At 67.2% G+C, this 20,771-nt stretch carries 18 protein-coding genes; 13 read left to right on the top strand and 5 right to left on the bottom strand.

The window, feature by feature from the left end:
- Positions 1–38: 38 nt before the first annotated feature.
- Positions 39–1,376, bottom strand: coding sequence for an MFS transporter (locus AC1RVW_RS20190; protein WP_081265927.1), 1,338 nt, complete (start codon positions 1,374–1,376; stop codon positions 39–41).
- A 177-nt stretch (positions 1,377–1,553) separates the two neighbouring features.
- On the opposite strand from AC1RVW_RS20190, the gene cyoA reads away from it, so the two are divergent.
- The 8 genes from cyoA (at position 1,554) to trhA (ending at position 9,130) form a co-directional block, all read left to right on the top strand.
- A complete protein-coding gene (gene cyoA / locus AC1RVW_RS20195) occupies positions 1,554–2,579 on the top strand; it encodes a ubiquinol oxidase subunit II (RefSeq protein ID WP_081265928.1) in 1,026 nt (341 codons plus the stop codon).
- A gap of 1 nt (position 2,580) precedes the next feature.
- Positions 2,581–4,584 (top strand): cytochrome o ubiquinol oxidase subunit I, encoded by a 2,004-nt coding sequence (gene cyoB, locus AC1RVW_RS20200; protein WP_081265929.1) that lies wholly within the window; start codon positions 2,581–2,583, stop codon positions 4,582–4,584.
- Entirely contained in the window at positions 4,577–5,239 is a 663-nt protein-coding gene (gene cyoC, locus AC1RVW_RS20205) for a cytochrome o ubiquinol oxidase subunit III (protein WP_081265930.1), read from the top strand. Before cyoB ends, cyoC begins: the two co-directional genes overlap by 8 nt.
- Positions 5,236–5,643: a cytochrome o ubiquinol oxidase subunit IV gene (gene cyoD, locus AC1RVW_RS20210; RefSeq protein ID WP_081265931.1), complete on the top strand. Its 408-nt coding sequence runs from the start codon at positions 5,236–5,238 to the stop codon at positions 5,641–5,643. Before cyoC ends, cyoD begins: the two co-directional genes overlap by 4 nt.
- Positions 5,643–6,440, top strand: a complete 798-nt coding sequence (locus AC1RVW_RS20215) for an SURF1 family protein (RefSeq protein ID WP_493202063.1) — start codon at positions 5,643–5,645, stop codon at positions 6,438–6,440. Before cyoD ends, AC1RVW_RS20215 begins: the two co-directional genes overlap by 1 nt.
- Complete coding sequence (locus AC1RVW_RS20220) at positions 6,424–7,848, top strand: ATP-binding protein (RefSeq protein ID WP_253819721.1); 1,425 nt, start codon at positions 6,424–6,426, stop codon at positions 7,846–7,848. The genes AC1RVW_RS20215 and AC1RVW_RS20220 overlap by 17 nt, the downstream gene beginning before the upstream one ends.
- The gene (locus AC1RVW_RS20225; protein WP_493202065.1) at positions 7,829–8,374 is read left to right on the top strand and encodes a response regulator transcription factor; all 546 of its coding nucleotides are present in this window, start codon (positions 7,829–7,831) and stop codon (positions 8,372–8,374) included. Before AC1RVW_RS20220 ends, AC1RVW_RS20225 begins: the two co-directional genes overlap by 20 nt.
- A 69-nt stretch (positions 8,375–8,443) precedes the next feature.
- Complete coding sequence (gene trhA, locus AC1RVW_RS20230) at positions 8,444–9,130, top strand: PAQR family membrane homeostasis protein TrhA (protein WP_106937095.1); 687 nt, start codon at positions 8,444–8,446, stop codon at positions 9,128–9,130.
- Positions 9,131–9,140: 10 nt separating this feature from the next.
- Here trhA and AC1RVW_RS20235 read toward each other — a convergent pair whose 3' ends face one another.
- Together AC1RVW_RS20235 and AC1RVW_RS20240 are read right to left on the bottom strand one after the other, a co-directional pair.
- Positions 9,141–9,365: a SlyX family protein gene (locus AC1RVW_RS20235; protein WP_493202067.1), complete on the bottom strand. Its 225-nt coding sequence runs from the start codon at positions 9,363–9,365 to the stop codon at positions 9,141–9,143.
- 239 nt (positions 9,366–9,604) lie between these two features.
- Positions 9,605–11,116: an MFS transporter gene (locus AC1RVW_RS20240; protein ID WP_493202069.1), complete on the bottom strand. Its 1,512-nt coding sequence runs from the start codon at positions 11,114–11,116 to the stop codon at positions 9,605–9,607.
- Positions 11,117–11,229: 113 nt separating this feature from the next.
- On the opposite strand from AC1RVW_RS20240, the gene AC1RVW_RS20245 reads away from it, so the two are divergent.
- From AC1RVW_RS20245 to AC1RVW_RS20255, 3 genes are read left to right on the top strand one after another with little or no spacing between them, the layout of a single operon-like run.
- The gene (locus AC1RVW_RS20245) at positions 11,230–12,120 is read left to right on the top strand and encodes a LysR family transcriptional regulator (RefSeq protein WP_493202071.1); all 891 of its coding nucleotides are present in this window, start codon (positions 11,230–11,232) and stop codon (positions 12,118–12,120) included.
- A 34-nt stretch (positions 12,121–12,154) separates the two neighbouring features.
- The gene (locus AC1RVW_RS20250) at positions 12,155–12,427 is read left to right on the top strand and encodes a type II toxin-antitoxin system Phd/YefM family antitoxin (protein ID WP_081265938.1); all 273 of its coding nucleotides are present in this window, start codon (positions 12,155–12,157) and stop codon (positions 12,425–12,427) included.
- Entirely contained in the window at positions 12,424–12,747 is a 324-nt protein-coding gene (locus AC1RVW_RS20255) for a type II toxin-antitoxin system RelE/ParE family toxin (RefSeq protein WP_493202074.1), read from the top strand. The genes AC1RVW_RS20250 and AC1RVW_RS20255 overlap by 4 nt, the downstream gene beginning before the upstream one ends.
- Before the next feature lie 25 nt (positions 12,748–12,772).
- Here AC1RVW_RS20255 and AC1RVW_RS20260 read toward each other — a convergent pair whose 3' ends face one another.
- Both AC1RVW_RS20260 and AC1RVW_RS20265 read right to left on the bottom strand, forming a co-directional pair.
- A complete protein-coding gene (locus AC1RVW_RS20260) occupies positions 12,773–14,377 on the bottom strand; it encodes an AAA family ATPase (RefSeq protein WP_493202076.1) in 1,605 nt (534 codons plus the stop codon).
- Between the two features lie 91 nt (positions 14,378–14,468).
- Positions 14,469–16,985 (bottom strand): ABC transporter permease, encoded by a 2,517-nt coding sequence (locus AC1RVW_RS20265; RefSeq protein WP_493202078.1) that lies wholly within the window; start codon positions 16,983–16,985, stop codon positions 14,469–14,471.
- Positions 16,986–17,185: 200 nt separating this feature from the next.
- Between AC1RVW_RS20265 and AC1RVW_RS20270 the strand changes: the two genes are divergently transcribed.
- A complete protein-coding gene (locus AC1RVW_RS20270; RefSeq protein ID WP_081265942.1) occupies positions 17,186–17,494 on the top strand; it encodes a hypothetical protein in 309 nt (102 codons plus the stop codon).
- 91 nt (positions 17,495–17,585) lie between these two features.
- Positions 17,586–20,663: a formate dehydrogenase-N subunit alpha gene (gene fdnG / locus AC1RVW_RS20275; protein WP_493202080.1), complete on the top strand. Its 3,078-nt coding sequence runs from the start codon at positions 17,586–17,588 to the stop codon at positions 20,661–20,663.
- The last annotated feature ends 108 nt before the right edge of the window (positions 20,664–20,771 follow it).

Below are 20,771 nucleotides of genomic sequence, written 5' to 3' on the forward strand. Positions count from 1 at the left end.
GAAACAACCGCTGCGCGCGCTGCGGTTCGGCAGCCTGGTCAGTCGCGCGCCAGCGCCCGGTTCAGCCCCAGCGCGGCCAGCGTGGCGACGGCACCCGACAGCAGGTATACGCTCACATAGGCCAGGCCGAAGTGTGCCGACAGGCCCAGCGCGACCAGCGGTGCGAACGCAGCGCCGACCAGCCATGCCACGTCGGCCGTCAGGGCGGCACCCACGTAGCGGTATTTGGGCGCGAAGTTCGAGGTCACGGCGCCGGCTGCCTGGCCGTACGACAGGCCCAGGATCACGAAGCCCACCAAGATGAAGATGTCCTGGCCGATGCGTCCGCCGTCGAGCAGCGTGGGCGCGAAGCCGCTGAACGCGGCGATCACGGCAGCCAGGCCGCCCAGCGTGAAGCGGCGGCCGATGCGGTCGGCCAGCAGGCCCGAGGCCACGATGCCGGCGGCGCCGAGCACAGCGCCGATCATCTGCACGACCAGGAACTCGGTGACGGACTGGTCGGAATACAGCGTGATCCAGGACAGCGGGAAAACGGTGATCAGGTGGAACAGCGCATAGCTGGCCAGCGCGGCGAACGCGCCGATCAGGACGTTCGAGCCTTGCGAGCCGACCAGTTCGGTCACGCTGGTGGGTTCCAGTTCGCGCTCTTCGAGCAGGCGCGAGTATTCGTCGGTGGCCACAAGGCGCAGGCGGGCGAACAGCGCCACCACGTTGATCGCGAAGGCCACGTAGAAGCTGTAGCGCCAGCCCCAGTCGAGGAAGTCTTCCGACGGCAGGCTGGAATACAGGTACGCGAACAGCGCGCTGGCGATGAAGAAGCCGATGGGAGCGCCCAGCTGGCCCAGCATGGCGTACCAGCCGCGGCGGTTGGCCGGCGCGTTCAGCGCGAGCAGCGACGGCAGGCCGTCCCACGAGCCGCCCAGCGCCAGGCCCTGGCCGAACCGGAACACCGACAGCAGCACGATGGCCGTGAAGCCCAGGCTGGCGTAGCCCGGCAGGAAGGCAATGCCGGCGGTGGACGTGCCGAGCACGAAAAGCGCCAGGGTCAGCTTGGCTTCCCGCCCGAAACGTCGCTGGATGGCCATCGAGATGACCGTTCCGAACGGACGCGCAATGAAGGCGAACGAGAAAATCAGGAAAGAGTAGAGAACGCCTTCAAGATGTTGCTCGAACGGGAAGAAGACCGCAGGAAACACCAGCACCGAGGCGATGCCGTAGACGAAAAAGTCGAAATATTCGGATGCGCGGCCGATGATCACGCCAACCGCGATCTCGCCGGGGGCGATGTGCGAGTGGTCGTCACCCTGCCGGGCGCCGGCTTCGGGCGAGTTCGGCAGCGGATGGGCGCCTTGCGGACTGATGCTGGACGTCGTCATTGCTTCTGTAATTCGGGTGTCACCTCAGGAAGTGACACATGGGATCATGGACAACCTATAGCGTCTCACCGAAACACATTTACCGCCATAGGACAAAACGTCCAATAGGCGAAACCCGTCTTCGGGCGTAGATTGTGGGGTCTTTTTGCGTCGCCCCCGCACCTCTTTTCCCCCGGCATGCACATCCTCAAGAACTTTCGCCGATCGCTCCTGCTGCTTCCCGCCGTCCTCCTGGCGGGCTGCAACACGGTGCTGATGAACCCATCCGGCGACATCGCCCACCAGCAGGGACGGCTCATCGTCGTCTCCACCGTGCTGATGCTGATCATCATCATCCCGGTGATCGCCCTGACCATCTTTTTCGCCTGGCGATACCGCCAGTCGAACAAGGAGGCCACCTACAGCCCCGACTGGGACCACTCCACCCAGCTCGAGCTGGCGATCTGGGCGGCGCCGCTGCTCATCATCATCGCGCTGGGCGCGATCACCTGGATCAGCACCCACGTGCTCGACCCCTACCAGCCGCTGCGTCGCCTCGACGCCCAGCGCCCGATCCCCGCGGACACCAAGCCGCTGGTGGTCGAAGTGGTGGCGCTCGACTGGAAGTGGCTGTTCATCTACCCCGAGCAGGGCATCGCCACGGTGAACGAACTGGCCGCGCCGGTCGACCGCCCGATCAGCTTCAAGATCACGGCCTCCTCGGTCATGAACTCCTTCTTCATTCCCGCGCTGGCCGGCCAGATCTATGCCATGCCGGGCATGGAGACCAAGCTGCACGCGGTGATCAACAAGCCCGGCGAGTTCGACGGCTTCTCCGCCAACTACAGCGGCGCCGGCTTCTCGGGCATGCGCTTCAAGTTCCACGGCCTGAGCGACGGCGACTTCGACCAGTGGGTCCAGAAGGTCAAGGCCGGCAAGGACGGCGAACTCACGCGCGAGCTCTACAAGAAGCTCGAGGCTCCCAGCGAGCGCGAGCCCGTGCGCCACTACGCCGCCGTGGACCCCGCCCTGTACGACGCCATCCTGAACCTGTGCGTCGACCGCAACAAGATGTGCATGAAGGAAATGATGGCCATCGACGCCGACGGCGGCATGGGCAAGCCCGGCGCCTTCAACGTTGCCACCAAGCAAGCCTGGCTGACCGATTCCCTCGACACGCCCAAGCGCAAGTACGTCACCGCGATGTGCACCACCGAAGAATAAGATGTTGCAGAACCTAGACCTGACGAAGCTCGTCTTCGGCCGCCTCACCTGGGAGGCGATTCCCTACCACGAGCCCATCCTGCTCGCGACCTTCGCGGGCGTGGTGCTGGGCGGCATCGCCGTCCTCGGCGCGATCACCTACTTCAAGCTGTGGGGCATGCTGTGGCGCGACTGGATCACCAGCATCGACCACAAGAAGATCGGCATCATGTACATCATCCTGGGCCTGGTGATGCTGCTGCGCGGCTTCGCCGACGCCCTGATGATGCGGGCCCAGCAGGCCATGTCCTTCGGCGACAACGCCGGCTTCCTGCCGCCGCACCACTACGACCAGGTCTTCACCGCCCACGGCGTGATCATGATCTTCTTCGTGGCGATGCCGCTGGTCACCGGCCTCATGAACTTCGTGGTGCCTCTGCAGATCGGCGCGCGCGACGTGGCCTTCCCGTTCCTGAACAACTTCAGCTTCTGGATGACCACCTTCGGCGCCGGCCTCGTGATGGCGTCGCTGTTCGTCGGTGAGTTCGCCAAGACCGGCTGGCTGGCCTATCCGCCGCTGTCGGGCATTCTCTACAGCCCCGACGTGGGGGTCGACTACTACATATGGTCGTTGCAGATAGCGGGGGTGGGCACGTTGCTGTCCGGCGTGAACCTGCTGGCGACCATCGTGAAGATGCGCGCGCCCGGCATGACCATGATGAAGATGCCCGTCTTCACCTGGACCGCCCTGTGCACCAACGTGCTGATCGTCGCCGCCTTCCCGGTGCTGACCGCCGTGCTGGCCCTGCTGTCGCTCGACCGCTACGTCGGCACCAACTTCTTCACGAACGACATGGGCGGCAACGCCATGATGTACGTGAACCTGATCTGGATCTGGGGCCACCCCGAGGTGTACATCCTGATCCTGCCGGCCTTCGGCATCTTCTCGGAAGTGGTCTCCACCTTCTCCGGCAAGCGCCTGTTCGGCTACGCCTCCATGGTGTACGCCACGGTCGTGATCACCATCCTGTCCTACCTCGTCTGGCTGCACCACTTCTTCACCATGGGCTCCGGCGCCAGCGTGAACTCGTTCTTCGGCATCACGACGATGATCATCTCGATCCCGACGGGGGCGAAGATCTTCAACTGGCTCTTCACCATGTACCGCGGCCGCATCCGTTTCGAGCTGCCCATGATGTGGACCATCGGCTTCATGATCACCTTCGTGATCGGCGGCATGACCGGCGTGCTGCTGGCCGTTCCCCCGGCCGACTTCGTGCTGCACAACAGCCTGTTCCTGATCGCCCACTTCCACAACGTGATCATCGGCGGCGTGCTGTTCGGCATGCTGGCGGGCATCACCTACTGGTTCCCGAAGGCCTTCGGCTACAAGCTCGACCCGTTCTGGGGCAAGTGCTCGTTCTGGTTCTGGATCGTCGGCTTCTGGTTCGCCTTCATGCCGCTGTACATCCTGGGCCTGATGGGCGTGACCCGCCGCATGAGCCACTTCCAGGACATGTCGCTGCAGATCTGGTTCCAGATCGCCGCCTTCGGCGCCGTGCTGATCGCGCTGGGCATCGCCTCGTTCATCATCCAGCTGGTGGTGAGCTTCATCCGTCGCGAATCGTTGCGCGACACCACGGGCGACCCGTGGAACGGCCGCACGCTGGAATGGTCGACCTCGTCGCCCCCGCCGGCCTACAACTTCGCGTTCACGCCGCGCGTGCACGACAACGACGCTTGGTCCGACATGAAGGCGCGCGGCTACGAGCGCCCGCTGGAAGGCTTCAGCCCGATCCACATGCCCAAGAACACGGCCGCCGGCTTCATCATCGCTGCGCTGGCAGCGGCGTGCGGCTTCGCGCTGATCTGGCAAATGTGGCTCGTGGCCGGCATCGGCTTCGTCGCCATGCTCGCCGCCACGATCATCCATACCTTCAACTACAAGCGCGACTACCACATCCCCACGGAAGAAGTCGTCCGCACCGAAGAAGCGCGCACGCGCCTGCTGGCAGCCAATGTCTAACAGTTCCGCCCTCTCCCCCAGCCACGCGAACACCGTGGGCAACGCCGCGAGCGTGCCCACCTTCGAGCTGTTCAACGTCCGCAACGAAGACCATCATCCGGAGAACGGGACCCTGCTGGGGTTCTGGCTCTACCTGATGAGCGACTGCCTGATCTTCGCCTGCCTGTTCGCGGTGTACGGCGTGCTGGGCCGCAGCTACGCGGCCGGCCCCTCGGGCGCCGACCTGTTCGACCTGCCGCTGGTGGCGATCAACACCTCGCTGCTGCTGCTGTCGTCCATCACCTACGGCTTCGCCATGCTGCAGATGCAGCAGCGCCGCATGGGCGGCGTGCTGGTGTGGCTGGCCATCACCGGCCTGCTGGGCGCGGGCTTCATCGGCCTCGAGCTGTATGAATTCGCGCACCTGATCCACGAAGGCGCCGGCCCGCAGCGCAGCGCGTTCCTGTCGTCGTTCTTCGCGCTGGTGGGCACCCACGGCCTGCACGTGACCTTCGGCATCGTCTGGCTCATCGTGCTGATGTTCCAGCTGCCCAAGCACGGCTTCACCGCCGCCAACCGCCGCCGCCTGATGTGCCTGTCGATGTTCTGGCACTTTCTGGACGTGGTCTGGATCGGCGTCTTCACCTTCGTGTACCTGATGGGATCGCTGCAATGAGCGCGCATATCGAAACCGCCGGCCATGGCGCACATGGCCACGACAGCCATGACCACCACGACGATGGTCCGGTGAGCCACAGCACCTTCAAGGGCTACATGACCGGCTTCGTGCTGGCCGTGATCCTCACCGCCATTCCGTTCTGGCTGGTGATGGCCAAGGTGTTCGACAAGCCGAACACCACCGCCCTCGTCATCCTGGCCTTCGCCGTGGTGCAGATCGTGGTGCACATGGTCTATTTCCTGCACATGGACGCCAAGTCCGAAGGCGGCTGGAACATGCTGGCGCTGATCTTCACGCTCGTCGTCGTGGTCATCACGCTGGCCGGTTCGCTGTGGGTCATGTACCACATGAACACCAACATGATGCCGCACTCGATGCACGACATGAAGAACATGCCCTGATGGCGCCGGCAGTCCGCCAGCGCTCCACCGCCGCACGGGTGGCGCTGGCGGTCCTTGCCGCCATCGCCTTCTTCGGCTTTCTCGCGCTCGGCACCTGGCAGGTCGAGCGCAGGGCCTGGAAGCTCGATCTCATCGCCCGCGTCGACCAGCGCGTGCATGCCCCGGCCACCACGGCCCCCGGGCGAAACGAATGGCCCACCGTCAACGCGGCCAACGACGAATACCGGCACATCCGCATCGCCGGCACTTTCCTCCACGACAAGGAAACCCTGGTGCAGGCGAGCACCCGGCTCGGCGCCGGCTTCTGGGTGCTGACCCCGCTGCGCGCGGCCGACGGCACCGTGGTGCTGGTCAACCGGGGCTTCGTGCCGCCCGAGGCACGCGAGCGCGCGGCCCGCACCGCGGCCGAGCCCCAGGGCGAGACCACCGTCGCCGGGCTGCTGCGCCTCACCGAGCCCAAGGGCGGCTTCCTGCGCACGAACGACCCGGCGGCCGACCGCTGGTTCTCGCGCGACGTGCAGGCCATTGCCGCCGCGCGCGGCCTGGCCGACGTGGCGCCCTACTTCATCGACGCCGAAGCCGCGCCCGCCCCGGCCGGTACGCCGGCCGACCAAACACCCGCCTGGCCCGCCGCGGGCCTGACCGTCATCGCCTTCCCCAACAGCCACCTGGTCTACGCACTGACCTGGTATGGCCTGGCGCTGATGGTGCTGATCGCAGCCTGGTTCGTGCGCCGCAGCGAAAATGCGGCCGATGCCGACGCCCGCTCCACCCCACAAGATGCCCGCCGCGACTGAGGCCGTCGCGGTCGCGGGGGAGCTTCATGCCCCCCGCGCCGGCGTCGCCAGCCTCGACAACGCCACCGGCCACCAGAACATGCAGCAGCTGATCCAGCTGCGCTGGTTTGCCGTGGTCGGGCAGGTCGTCACCATCCTCGTGGTGCACTACGGCTTCGCCATCCGGCTGCCGCTGGACCACATGCTGCAGGTGCTGACCTGCCTGGCGCTCTTCAACATGGTGAGCCTGCTGCGCGCGCGCAGCCACCGGCGCGTGACCAACGGCGAGCTGTTCCTCGCGCTGCTGGTCGACGTGGCCACGCTCACGGCCCAGCTCTACCTGAGCGGCGGCGCCACCAACCCCTTCGTGTTCCTGTTCCTGCTGCAGGTGACGCTGGGCGCGGTGCTGCTGAAACCCTGGTCGACCTGGACCATCGTGGTCATCACCAGCATCTGCTTTGCCGGGCTGGCGCTGTTCTCGCGTCCGCTGGCGCTGCCGCTGGACCACAACCGGGGCCTCTGGAGCCCCTACATCCAGGGCATGCTGGTGTGCTTTGCGCTGAACGCCGCGCTGCTGGTGATCTTCATCACCCGCATCAGCCGCAACCTGCGCGCCCGCGACGCCCGGCTGGCCGACCTGCGCCAGCGCGCCTCGGAGGAAGAACACATCGTGCGCATGGGCCTGCTGGCCTCGGGCGCGGCGCACGAACTGGGCACGCCGCTGGCCACGCTGGCGGTGATTCTTGGCGACTGGCGCCGGCTGCCGCACTTCAGCTCCGACCCCGAGCTGCTGACCGAAGTGGCCGAGATGGAGCTGCAGATCCAGCGCTGCAAGAGCATCGTGAGCGGCATCCTGCTGTCGGCCGGCGAGGCGCGCGGCGAGTCGTCCGAGGAAACCACCGTCAGCACCTTCCTGGACGACCTGATCGAAGAGTGGCGCACCACGCGCCCCATCGAGGACTTCGAGTACGACAACCACTTTGGCCGGGACCTGCCCATGGTTTCCGACTCGGCCCTCAAGCAGATGATCTGCAACGTGCTGGACAATGCGCTGGAGGCGTCGCCGCACTGGCTGCGCCTGGAGGCGGCGCACGACGCCGACGCGCTGACGATCACGGTCACGGACGCGGGCCCCGGCTTCCTGCCGGCCATCCTGAAGGAGTTCGGCAAACCCTACCAGTCGAGCAAGGGCCGCCCGGGCGGCGGGCTGGGGCTGTTCCTGGTCGTGAACGTGGCGCGCACCGTCGGCGGCCGGGTCGCCGCGGGCAACCGGCCCGAGGGCGGCGCGATCGTGAAGATCACGCTGCCCCTGGCAGCCATCGTGCTGGAAGAAGAGGAAGACGAGGAAGAGGACGACGAGCAGGAACCCGCGGCCCTCGAACACCACGGCACCACTGAAACACAAGGCCATGACCGAAACCGAAGCTGAGCGCCAGTTGCTGATCGTCGAGGACGACGATGCCTTCGCGCGCACGCTCGGCCGTTCGTTCGAGCGACGCGGCTACTTGGTCACGCACGCGAGCAACCTCGAGGAGACCGGCGCCCTGCTGGAAACGCTGTCGCCCGGCTATGCGGTGGTCGACCTCAAGCTCAACGGCGAGGCCTCGGGCCTGGCCTGCGTGCAGATGCTGCACCGTCACAACGCCAAGATGCTGATCGTGGTGCTGACGGGCTTTGCGAGCATTGCCACCGCGGTGGAGGCCATCAAGCTCGGCGCCTGCCACTACCTGGCCAAGCCGTCGAACACCGACGACATCGAGGCCGCCTTCGGGCGCGCCGCCGGCACCACCGAGGTCGAGCTGACCAACCGCTCTACCTCGATCAAGACGCTCGAATGGGAGCGCATCCACGAGACGCTGGCCGAGACCGGCTTCAATATTTCAGAAACCGCGCGCAGGCTCGGCATGCACCGGCGCACGCTGGCGCGCAAGCTGGGCAAGCAGCAGGTCAAGTAGCCGGAACGCGTGGCACGCTTCTGGCAAGCTTGATGCCGCAAATCCATTTTTCATGAGGTTCCGCTCCTGATGACTGCACCTGCACAGACCCGTTCCTCGCCTCGCGCTTCGGTGCTGGCGGCCCGCGACCAGACCGCGATGGAAGAACTCTTCAACGCCCTGAGCCACGGCCTGGGCCTGGCGCTGGCCATCGCGGCGCTGCCCATCCTGGTCTACAGCGCTGCGCAGAAGGGCCAGGCGGCCGGCGTCGTCGGCGCCTGCCTGTTCGCGGGCACGGCCATCGTGCTGTACCTGATTTCCACCCTGTACCACGCGCTGCCGATGGGCCGGGCCAAGGCCTGGTTCAACCGGCTGGACCATGCGGCCATCTACCTGTTCATCGCGGGGAGCTACATGCCCTTCCTGTTCGGCGTGCTGCGCGGGCCGCTGGGCTGGACCCTGTTCGGCGCGATCTGCGCTGCGGCCGCGCTGGGCGTGAGCGCCAAGCTGTTCAACCGGCTGCGGCATCCGCTGTGGTCGACGGGGCTCTATGTGGCGATGGGCTGGATGGCGCTGATGGCGGCGGTGCCGCTGTACGAGCGCATGTCGGCGGCGGGCCTGGGCTGGCTGGTAGCCGGTGGACTTTTCTACACCGCCGGTGCAGTAGTGTTCCTGTTCGACAACAAGGTGCGCTACGCCCACTCCGTCTGGCATCTGTTCGTGCTGGCCGGCAGCACCTGCCACTTCTTCGCCGTGCTCTGGCATTCGCACGGCTGATCTGCCTGGCTCAGTAATGCGGCGGCAGTTCGTCGCGCGGGTTGCGGGCCGCGCCGTCCTGTGACGCGTTCTGGCTCTGCTCCCTGAGTTGCGTGACCTGCAGGATCAGCCGGTCGATCTGCTGCTGTTGGCGGTAGATCGTCATGTTCAGCTGGTCCAGCAGGTCTTCGGCGTAGCTCGACTTGATTTCGAGATCGGTCACGCGCGGTTCGAGTTCGTTCGGTTGGTTTTCCATGGTGCCGCTATTGGACAGGAAGACCGCCTGAAGTTTTGTGACGCCGCGCTCAGCCGCGCCAGACGCTGGCATCGGGTGGCTGCGCAGGCCGAACCTGATCGCGGTCTTTCTCCCTCCCCTCCCGGGGGAGGGCCGGCGTGGGGGCAGACAGCGCTCGACAAGCCCCGCGTGCAAAAACCATCGCAGCTTGCCCCCATCCCAACCTTCCCCCGGAAGGGGAAGAAGCAAGACAGGGTCTTTCAGCAGGCCGGCGACTCCAGCGCCGCCGCGCTTGTCTCCGAATGCGTCTGCCCGCGCAGGAACACAAACACCACCAGCGCCGTCAACACGGTCACCCCAGCCAGCACGCACAGCAGCGTGCCGAACGCCGCACCGTACGCACGCAACAGCGCGGCACGGTCCACGCCGGGCAACAATGCCAGCGCCTGCGGCAGGTCGCCCGTCGTCACGCGTTGCGCCGCCTGCGACGCGCCCGAAGACGATCCCAGCTGCAGCGCCACCAATGCCGTCAGCCCGGCGCCCACCAGCGCCAGCGCAATGCCCTCGCCTGCCACCCGCACCGTGTTGAAGATGCCCGAGGCCATGCCCGCCCTTTCGCGCGGCACCACGCTCACGGCAAGGCCGTCCATCAGGCCCCAGGGCAGGCCGATGCCTCCGCCGATCAGCAGCAGCGGCCACACCATCACGCCAAGCGGCGTGCCCGGCACGCTGCGGCTGAGCCAGAAAAGCCCCGCGGCGCACACCAGCAGCCCCACGGCCGAGATTGCACCCGCCGAGAACCGGTGCGAGAGCGATGCCGCCAGCGTCGGCACGACAAGGATCGGCCCCGAAAGCGCGAACATGAAGGCCCCGGCCTCGACCGCGCCGCGCCCCTCGAGCCCCACGAAGCGGATCGGCAGCAGCACCAGCAGCACCACGAACCCATAGGCCGGCGCCGCGGCCAGCAGTTGCACGCCGACGAAACGCGGAAAGCGGAACAGCGACAGGTCGAGCATCGGATGCTCCACGCGCCGCTCGATCGCGACGAAGGCCGCGCCTATCAGCGCCGCGCCGGCCAGCGCACCGATGACCCAGGGGCTGCCCCAGCCGCTATCGGGCGCCTGCAGCACACCCAGCGTGAGCAGGCTCAGCGCGGCGGTGAAGCTGAGCGTGCCCGGCATGTCCAGGCCCATCGCGTTCGGGTTGCGCGACTCGCGCATGCTCATCGACGCGATGCACAGGGCCAGCAGGCTCACCGCGCCCGGGCTCAGCATCACCGCCTGCCAGCCGAAGCCCTGCGCGAGCCAGCCCGAGAGAATCGCGCCGCACGACAGGCCCACGCCGAAGGAAGTGCCGATCAGGCTGAAGGCCCGCGTGCGCGCCGTGCCGTCGAACACCTGCGCCAGCGCCGCCGTGCCCGCCGCGAAGGCCGCGGCGGAGCCGAGCCCCTGCAGGGCACGCGCCAGATCGAACGAAACGATGCCGGGCGCCAGCGTGAGCAGCGAACTGCTCGACGCCACGACGGCAAGCCCCAGCAGGAACACGCGCTTGCGGCCATACGCGTCGGCCAGCGCACCGGCCGCCATCAGCGTCGCGCCGAAGCTCAGCATGAAGGCGTTGGTCACCCAGTTGAGCTGCACCGGGCTGCCGCCGAGCGCGTCGCGGATCGCGGGCAGCACTACCGCCGGGCCGGTGAAGCTCAGCGGCATGCCAAGCGCCGCGAGGCACACGGCAGCCAGCAGCCAGTTCCTGGAGGATGACGAAGAAGACATCGGAAAAAGGTGCTTTCGCACGAAGGAAGACGATGAAGAGAAGATAGAAAGGAACCAATGGAATGGAAATGGCACCATTGGTCCTATCACTCCCAACCACAGGTTGCCAATCGATGGACAGTTTCAGCGGGCTCGAATCTTTCGTACGGGCGGCGGACCAGCTCAGCTTTGCCAAGGCCGGCCGCCTGCTCGGCATTTCGGCCTCGGCGGTGGGCAAGAACGTGGCGCGGCTCGAACAGCAGCTCGGCGTGCGGCTCTTCAACCGCACCACGCGCCACACGCGGCTCACCCAGGAAGGCGTGCTGTTCCACGAGCGCTGCCGGCGCATCCTCGACGAACTGGACGACGCGCGGGCCATGATGCAGGACGCCGTCGCCGCGCCGCGCGGCCGGCTGCGCGTGAGCCTGCCGACCATCGGCTATCGCTTCCTGCTGCCGATCCTGCCGGAGTTCAAGGCCACCTACCCCGAGATCGAACTCGACCTCGACTTCAACGACCGGCTGGTCGACGTGATCGCCGAGGACGTCGATGTCGCCATCCGCAGCGGCGAACTGGTCGATTCGCAGCTGGTGGCGCGGCGGCTGGGGCCGTTCCAGTTCGTGCTGGTCGCCTCGCCCGCGTACCTGGCGCGTCACGGCGAACCACGCGTGCCGGCCGAGCTCGCGCAGCATGCATGCCTGCGCTACAAGTTCGTCACCGGCGGAAAGATCGAGGAATGGGACCTGCCCGGCCTGCCCGAGCAACTGCCCGCCGCCCTGCTGTGCAACAACATGGAAGCCATGCTCGGCGCGGCCGTCGCCGGGCTGGGCGTGGCCTACATGCCCGACTTCCTCGCGCGCGACTCGCTGGGGCGCGGCGAGCTGCGCTGCGTGCTGGCCGGACACGTCGCGCGGCAGGGCCAGTTCTCGGCGCTGTGGCCGTCGAGCCGGCAGCTGTCGCCGAAGGTGCGGGGGTTCGTGGACTTCGCGAGCGCGCGGATGTTTCAGACCGAATTCAGACCATAATCAGTCCGACAACCGATTCCCTCAGGGTGAACGCATGAATTTCTCCACGCAGGTCAAGCCCATCAGCTATCTCAAGAGCCACGCCGCGGACATCGTGAAGACGCTTGCAGAGACCCGTGAACCGCTGGTCATCACGCAGAACGGCGAAGCCAAGCTCGTGGTGATGGACGTCCAGTCCTACGAGGAACACGAAGCCACGCTAGCGCTGCTCAAGGTTCTTGCGCTCGGCAATCGTGAAATCGAACAGGGCCACTTCCGCTCCGCCACGGATGTGTTCGCCGACCTGGACAAAGAAGACGGTCAATGAAGGTCGTGTTCCTGCGGTCTGCAGAAGCCGACCTGAAGGACCTGCGCCGCTACATCATCAAGAACGTCGGCCCCGCGGCCTGGGCCGGCAGCTACGGAAAGATCAAGGAAACCGTGGCGATGATCGAAGCACACCCTCATTCAGGACGGGTTCCCGATGAGCTCGAGAACCTGAACACGGCCCAGTACCGCCAGCTCATTTCGGGCATGAATCGGGTCATCTACGAAGTACGGGCGGACACCGCCTACATCCACCTCGTCTGCGACACGCGCAGAGACCTCAAAGGCCTGCTCATGCGGCGCATGGTCGGTGCCGCATGAGCCGGGTGGTTCGCCGGCGCAGGTCTCAGGCGGCTTGAGCCAGTTCGCTGTCCGCCGGTCCGACGACAGCGCCGACAGGTGCCGGCTCCACGGCAGCCTCGGCTGCAACTGCAGGTGCCGCCGCAACAGCCACCACCGCATCCACGGGCTTCGCCACCTTGGCAGGCTTGGTCACCTCTCCGGTCACAGCCTTCGCAGCCACCGGCTTCACAGCCTCCACCTTCACCGGTTCGCTCGCCATGCGGCTCAGCGCCAGCGCGGCATTCAGCGGGAACAGCGTGCGCTCGTCGCCCTCGGCGGCGTTGCTCACCGTGGTGCCGCTGGTCTCGTCCAGGCTGGCCGTGCGCACGGCGTCGAGCCGGTGCACGGGCACCATGAACGGTGAATGCGTGGTGTAGATGATCTGGTTGCCGAAGTCTTTCTCGAAGTGCGCCAGCAGGTCGGCCTGCGAATGGGCGTGCAGGTGCAGGCCGGGTTCGTCCAGCAGCAGGATGGCGTCTTGCGCGCGGCCGCCCTGGGTGTCGGCGAAGAAGGCGATGTAGAACGAGAAGAACCACTGGAAGCCGCGGCTGCGCTCCTCCAGGTTCACCTCGACTTCGTAGGCGCCGTTCGGGTCGGACACCAGCGTGTCGAGGTACTGGCCGTCGAGGTTGAAGCGCACCTTGAGCGGGCGGTCTTTCCAGAGCCGGCGGATCTCGGCCGTCACCACCGATCCGGCGCGGTTGGCGAGCTGGTTGCGCGTGGCCTGGTCGTTCCTGTCGAGCAGTTCCTGCAGCTTGCGCGGATCGAGCCCCGCCACCTTGCACAGCTTGCCGAAGCTCTGCTGCTCGGGCGTGAGCTGGCCCCAGCCCTCGCGGCCCAGGTATTCGGCGATGTTCTGGCGGCCCGGCAGCGCCGGGTATTCGTCCACGTACACGAAGCGCGGCAGCTTCTCCAGCACCCAGGCGCGGGCGCGGGCCAGCGCGGGCTCGTCGTTGGCAATGGCGCGTGCCATGTCTTCCAGCTCGGCGAGCATCTGGTCCTGCTTGTCGCTGAGCTCGGCATCGGCCGCGGCCAGTGCCTTGCGCAGCGCTTGCATGGCCTTCACCGCGCCTTCCGACCACTTGACGTAGTCGGGGCTCATGATCATCGCGGCGTCGAAGGTGTCGGACTCCTGCTCGAGCAGGGCGCGCTGTTCTTCGGACACCTTCTCGGCGGCGGCCTTGACCGCCGGCACGATCTTGCGGACCTTGGCCTTGATGTCGCCGACATCGAGCGACAGCGCGTTCAGGCCTTCGAGCCCGGCCCAGCGCACGGCGGCATAGCCGCGGCCGGCGGTGACGTGGCGCACGCCCGCGGCGCGCGGCAGGATCTCGGCCAGGTCCGCCTGCTCGCTCTCGTCGAGCGCCCAGCGGGTGGAGACCACGGGCGTGTCGCCGCTGCACTCCTCCAAGCGGCGATGCCGCGGAAAGTCCTTGATGGGGCTGAGTTCGACCAGGCCGTCGGCCGGGTTCAGGCTGTGGAGCGCACGCAGCAGATTCGATTTGCCGCTGTCATTTCGACCGAGGATCGCCGTGATCTGTGTGGAGTCGATGGAACCGCTGTCGTTGATCGAGCGAAAGTTGGTGATCTGGAATGACGCCAAGCGCATGTAAGGGGGTTCACTTCGGAATTGAATACGGGGCCGGGGAATGTATTGCATTCCCCGGCCCCGTCCGGCCCCCTGCCGAAGAAAAAGATTGCTACTCGGCCGCGCGGCGCAGGGTGTCCACCACCGGGCGGCGCAGCACGTCGCGCAGGCCCCACCATCCCGCGCCCAGCGCCAGCACCGCGCCCGCCAGCGCGCCCGCGAGCGGGACCACCGGCGAAGCAGTCCAGCTGAATTCGAACACGTAGCGCGCCAGCGCCCAGCCGATCACCGAGGCCACGATGCTCGCGAGAAAACCCGCGAGCAGCCCGACGCCCGCCAGCTCGGCGCGCTGCACCTGGCGCAGCAGGCTGGCCCGCGCGCCCACCGCGCGCATCACCGCGAACTCGCGCGCACGCTCCTCGCGCGTGGCCGTCACGGCCGCGAACAGCACCACCAGCCCGGCCGCCAGCGTGAAACCGAACAGGAACTCGACCGCGCGGATCACCTGGTCGAGCACGCGCTGCACCTGGTTGATGGTGGCGCTCATGTCGACGTTGGTCACGTTGGGGTAGCTGCGCACCAGCGCGTTGTCGAAGCCGCGCGTCTCGGGCGCGCGGAAGGCGCCCATGTAGGTGGTGGGCACGTCGGCCAGCGAGGCCACCGTGTACATCACGAAGAAGTTGGCATGCAGCGAACCCCAGTCGACCTTGCGCAGCGAGGTGATGCGCGCGTCGTTCTGCATGCCGCCGATGTCGAAGCGCAGCGTGTCGCCCAGCTTCAGGCCGAGCGTCTCGGCCAGGCCCTCTTCCACGCTCACCTCCTTCTTCGCGCCGGGCGTCCACTTGCCGGCGGTGATGCTGTTGTGCGCGGGCGCCTCCGCGCTGTTGCTGAGGTTGAACTCGCGGTCGACGAGGCGCTTGGCGCGGTCTTCGGCGTAGTCGTCGGGCGTGACCGGCTTGTCGTTGATGGCCACGAGGCGGCCGCGGATCATCGGGTACCAGTCGAACTTGCTCACGCCCGCGTCGCGCAGCGATTTCTGGAAGGCCTCGCTCTGGTCGGGCATGACGTTGATGACGAAGCGGTTGGGCGCGTCCGGCGGCGTGGCCTGGCGCCAGCTCGCCACCAGGTCGGTGCGCAGCAGCACCAGCAGCACCAGCGCCAGCAGGCCCACGGCCAGCGCGCTGACCTGCACCACCGCATAGGCCGGCCGCGCCGAAATCTGCCGCGTGGCCAGCACCAGCCAGCGCGGCGCGGTGGTTTCATTCACGCTGCGGCGCAGCACCTTCACCGCAAGCCAGCTCAGCAGCGCGAACACCGCCACCGCGCCCGCGAAGCCGCCGACGGCGATCAGGCCCAGCTTGATGTCGCTGCTGGCCGCCATGAGCAGCGCCGCGAAGCCGGCCACGCCCACGCCCAGCACCGCCAGCGAGGCCGGCTTGAGCCCGCCCACGTCGCGCCGGATCACGCGCAGCGGCGGCACGCGGGCCAGCTGCAACACCGGCGGCAGGCCGAAGGCGAACAGCAGCGTGAGCCCCATGCCCAGGCCGAAGGCCACGGGCCACAGCGTGGCGGCCGGCAGCGCGGTCTCGACCAGGCCCGACAGCAGCAGCACGAACACGTAGTGCACCGCGAAGCCGATGGCCACGCCCAGCCCGCTGGCGACCACGCCGATCACCGCGAACTCGAAGGTATAGGCCGCCGCGATGGTGCGCTGGCTCTGGCCCAGCACCCGCAGCATGGCGCAGTCGTCGAGGTGGCTGGCAGCGAATCCGCGTGCAGCCAGCGCCACGGCGACCGCCGACAGCAGCGCCGCGAGCAGCGCGACCAGGCTCAGGAATTTCTCGGCGCGGTCGAGCGTCTGGCGCATCTCGGGCCGGCCGCTTTCGAAGGAATCGAGCCGCACGCCGCGCAGTTCGCCCTTCTTGAGCGTGGCGTCGGCCCAGTCGGTGAAGCGCTTGACGGCCGCGTCGTCGCCCGCCACGGCATAGCGGTAGCCCACGCGGCTGGCCGGCTGCACGAGCGCGGTGCGCGCCACGTCGGCCTGGTTGAGCATGACGCGCGGAGAAAAGCTCATGAAGCCGGCGCCGCGGTCGGGCTCCAGCGTGATGACGCGGCCCACGCGCAGGCCGGCGTCGCCCAGCAGCAGGGTGTCGCCGATCTTCAGGCCCAGCGAGTCGAGCAGCGAGGCATCGACCCAGACTTCGCCCGGCGGCGGGATGTCGCGGGTGACGGCGCCCGGGCCGTCCAGCGTGGCCGACGTCTGCAGGCTGCCGCGCAGCGGGTAGCCCGCCGTCACCGCCTTCAGCGCCACCAGCTTGCTGGCGCCGCCCTGTGCGTCTTCGGCCCGGGCCATGGTGGGGAAGCCGTAGGTGCCGGTGCCCTCCAGGCCCAGCGATTTCGCCTGGGCCACGAAGGCCTCGGGCGTCGGGTTGTCGCTGACCACCACGGCGTCGCCGCCCAGCAGCTGGCGCGCATCGCGCTGCAGCCCGCCCTGCAGGCGGTCGGCGAAGAAGCCGACGGCGGTGAGCGCGGCCACGGCCAGCAGCACGGCGACGATCAACAGGCGCAGCTCGCCGGCGCGCAGGTCGCGCCAGAGCGTGCGCCAACCCAGGCGGAGGGAGGCATTCATGGCCGCGACGATAGCCCAGAGGCCCGCGCACGGCCGGATTCAAGGGTTATTGCCGGTTTTGGCCTACTTGCCCGCGTCTTTGCGCTGTCGCATGATGTGACAAACACCCCACCGCGCCGATCAGGCATTTATTGCGGGTCGCGGCGGGTGAAATAAAAACATTCCACTATCTGGCCGTCCTTTCCCCCGAAGGAGTGTCAATGCTGCAATGTCAGCGCCTGCAAACCCTGGGCCTGTGCCTGGCCCTCGGCATGCTGTTGAGTGCCTGCGATCCCAAGCCTTCGGCCAGCCCCGCCGCACCGTCTGCCGGTGCCTCGGGCACTTCCGGCGCGAGCCCGAGCGGCATCAAGCCCGCCGATTCCGGCGACAAGGTCGAAGAGTCCGCCGCCCACAAGGGCCCGTCCGAGGGCGGCTCGGCCATCGGCGGCATGAGCGGCCCGAACGGCGGCGGCACTTCCGGCGGCGCGGCACCCGCGCCGAGCGGCGGCGACGGCTCCGCGCCCAAGTAGCGCGGCCGGCCCGAAACAGATTTCCCACGCAAAGCAAAGAAGAAGAGCCCACGATGAAACACCCCACTTCAGCGAGGCAGGAGGTCGTGTCATGGACATGAACCGCCGCCAATTCTTCCGCGTGAGCAGCGCGGGGCTGGTCGGCTCCAGCATCGTGGCGCTCGGCTTCTCGCCGACCGCCGCGCTGGCCGAGGCCCGCAACTTCAAGCTCGCGCGCACCACCGAGACCCGCAACACCTGCCCGTACTGCTCGGTGGGATGCGGGCTCATCATGTACAGCCTGGGCGACAAGGCGAAGAACGTGGTGTCCGACATCCTCCACATCGAGGGCGATGCCGACCACCCCGTGAACCGCGGCACGCTCTGCCCCAAGGGCGCTGGCCTGCTCGACTTCGTGCACAGCCCCAACCGCCTGAAGTACCCCGAGGTGCGCGAGGCCGGCAGCACCGAGTGGAAGCGCATCGGCTGGGACGACGCGCTCGACCGCATCGCCAAGCTGCTGAAGGCCGACCGCGACGCCAACTTCCAGACCACCAACGCCGACGGCAAGACCGTGAACCGCTGGACCAGCAGCGGCATGCTCTGCGCTTCGGCATCGTCCAACGAAACCGGGTACATCACGCACAAGGCATTCCGCTCGACCGGAATGCTGGTGTTCGACAACCAGGCACGCGTCTGACACGGACCCACGGTGGCCAGTCTGGCCCCGACGTTCGGCAGAGGCGCGATGACCAACCACTGGCAGGACATCCAGAACGCGGATGTCGTGCTGATCATGGGCGGCAACGCGGCGGAGGCGCATCCGTGCGGCTTCAAGTGGGTCATCGAGGCCAAGAAGCAGAACAAGGCGCGCCTGGTCGTGGTCGACCCGCGCTTCACGCGCTCGGCCGCCATGGCCGACTACTACGCCCCGGTGCGCGCGGGCTCGGACATCGCGTTCCTCTCGGGGGTCATCAACTACCTGCTGAGCAACGAGAAGATCCAGACGGAGTACGTGCGCAACTACACCAACGCGCCGTTCATCGTCGGGCCCGACTACAAGTTCGAGGACGGCATCTTCAGCGGCTACAACGCCGAGAAGCGCAACTACGACCCCAAGTCGTGGAACTACGCGCTCGACGAGCAGGGCATGGCCAAGGTCGACATGACCATGCAGGACCCGCAATGCGTGCTGCAGGTCATGAAGCGGCACTATTCGCGCTACACGCCGGAGATGGTGAGCCGCATCACCGGCACGCCGCAGGACAAGTTCCTGAAAGTGTGCGAGTACATCGCGAGCACCAGCACGTCCACGCGCACCATGACCATCATGTATGCGCTGGGCTGGACGCAGCACAGCCAGGGCTCGCAGATGATCCGCACCGGCGCCATCGTGCAGCTGCTGCTGGGCAACATCGGCGTGGCGGGCGGCGGCATGAACGCGCTGCGCGGGCACAGCAACATCCAGGGCCTGACCGACCTGGGGCTGCTGTCGAACTCGCTGCCGGGCTACATGTCGCTCGCGCGTGACAGCGAGCAGACGCTGGAGGACTACTACAAGACCCGCGCGCTGAAGCCGCTGCGGCCCAACCAGATGAGCTACTGGCAGAACTACCCGAAGTTCTTCGTCAGCATGCAGAAGTCGTGGTGGGGCGACGCGGCCACGGCCGACAACGAGTGGGGCTTCCACTACCTGCCCAAGATCGACAAGCTCTACGACGTGCTGCAGGCCTTCGAGCTCATGAACCAGGGCAAGCTCAACGGCTACATCTGCCAGGGCTTCAACCCGGTGGGCTCGTTCCCGGACAAGAAGAAGATCGTCGACGGGCTCTCCAAGCTCAAGTTCCTCGTCACCATCGATCCGCTGGTGACGGAGACCAGCGAGTTCTGGCGCAACTTCGGCGAGTTCAACGACGTCAAGACCACCGACATCCAGACCACGGTGTTTCGCCTGCCTTCCACCTGCTTCGCGGAGGAAGACGGCTCGCTCACCAACTCCAGCCGCTGGCTGCAGTGGCACTGGAAGGGCGCGGAGCCGCCGGGCGAGGCCAAGGGCGACATCGAGATCGTGGCGGGCATCTTCAACCGAATGCGCCAGGCCTACATCAAGGACGGCGGCGCCTTCCCCGACCCGATCGTCAAGCTGACCTGGCCCTACAAGATTCCGCACTCGCCTTCCGCGCAGGAACTGGCGATGGAATACAACGGCCGCGCGCTGGTCGACCTGGTCGATCCGAAGGACCCGAGCAAGCCGCCGACAGCCAAGGCGGGCGAACAGCTCTCCGGCTTCGGTCTCTTGCGCGACGACGGCACCACCGCCAGCGGCTGCTGGATCTACAGCGGCGCCTGGACGCAGGCCGGCAACCAGATGGCGCGGCGCGACAACGCCGACCCGTACGGCATCGGCATGGTGCAGAACTGGGCGTGGGCCTGGCCCGCGAACCGGCGCATCCTCTACAACGGCGCCTCCACCGATCCCACCACCGGCAAGCCGTGGATCGCCAAACGCAGCCTCATCGCGTGGAACGGCAAGCAATGGACCGGCTCGGACATTCCCGACATCCGGCCCGACGCCAATCCGATGGAAGCCGACGCGGTGCGCCCGTTCATCATGACGGCCGAGGGCGTGGCGCGGCTGTTCGCGCCCACGGGCATGGCCGAAGGGCCGCTGCCGGAGCACTACGAGCCCTTCGAGTCGCCGCTGGTCAACAACCTGATGCACCCGAACAACGAGAAGGCGCGCGCCAACCCTGCGGCACGCATCTTCAAGGGCGACCTCGAGCGGCTCGGCGTGCCGAAGGACTTCCCGTACGTGGCAACCAGCTACCGGCTCACCGAGCACTTCCACTACTGGACCAAGAACGTGCGCACCTCGGCCATCATCCAGCCGCAGCAGTTCGTCGAGATCGGCGAAGAGCTGGCAAAGGAAAAGGGCATCGGCCACGGCGACATGGTGAAGGTGTCGAGCAAGCGCGGCTTCATCAAGGCGGTGGCCGTGGTGACCAAGCGCATCGTCGGGCTCCAGGTCGATGGCCGCACGGTGCACACGGTGGGGCTGCCGAACCACTGGGGCTTCGTCGGCGTGGCCAAGCCGGGCTATCTGGTGAACACGCTCACGCCTTTCGTCGGGGATGCGAACACGCAGACGCCGGAGTACAAGTCCTTCACCGTGAACATCGAGAAGGCGTGACATGAAGAAGCACGTACTCGACGACTTTCTCCCTCCCCTTCCGGGGGAGGGCAGGGGTGGGGGCACAGCGGCCTCATCTCATGCGCGGCGCCTGTCCGAAGGCCTGCC

It is taken from the genome of Variovorax sp. MPBD4-3 (assembly GCF_058809745.1).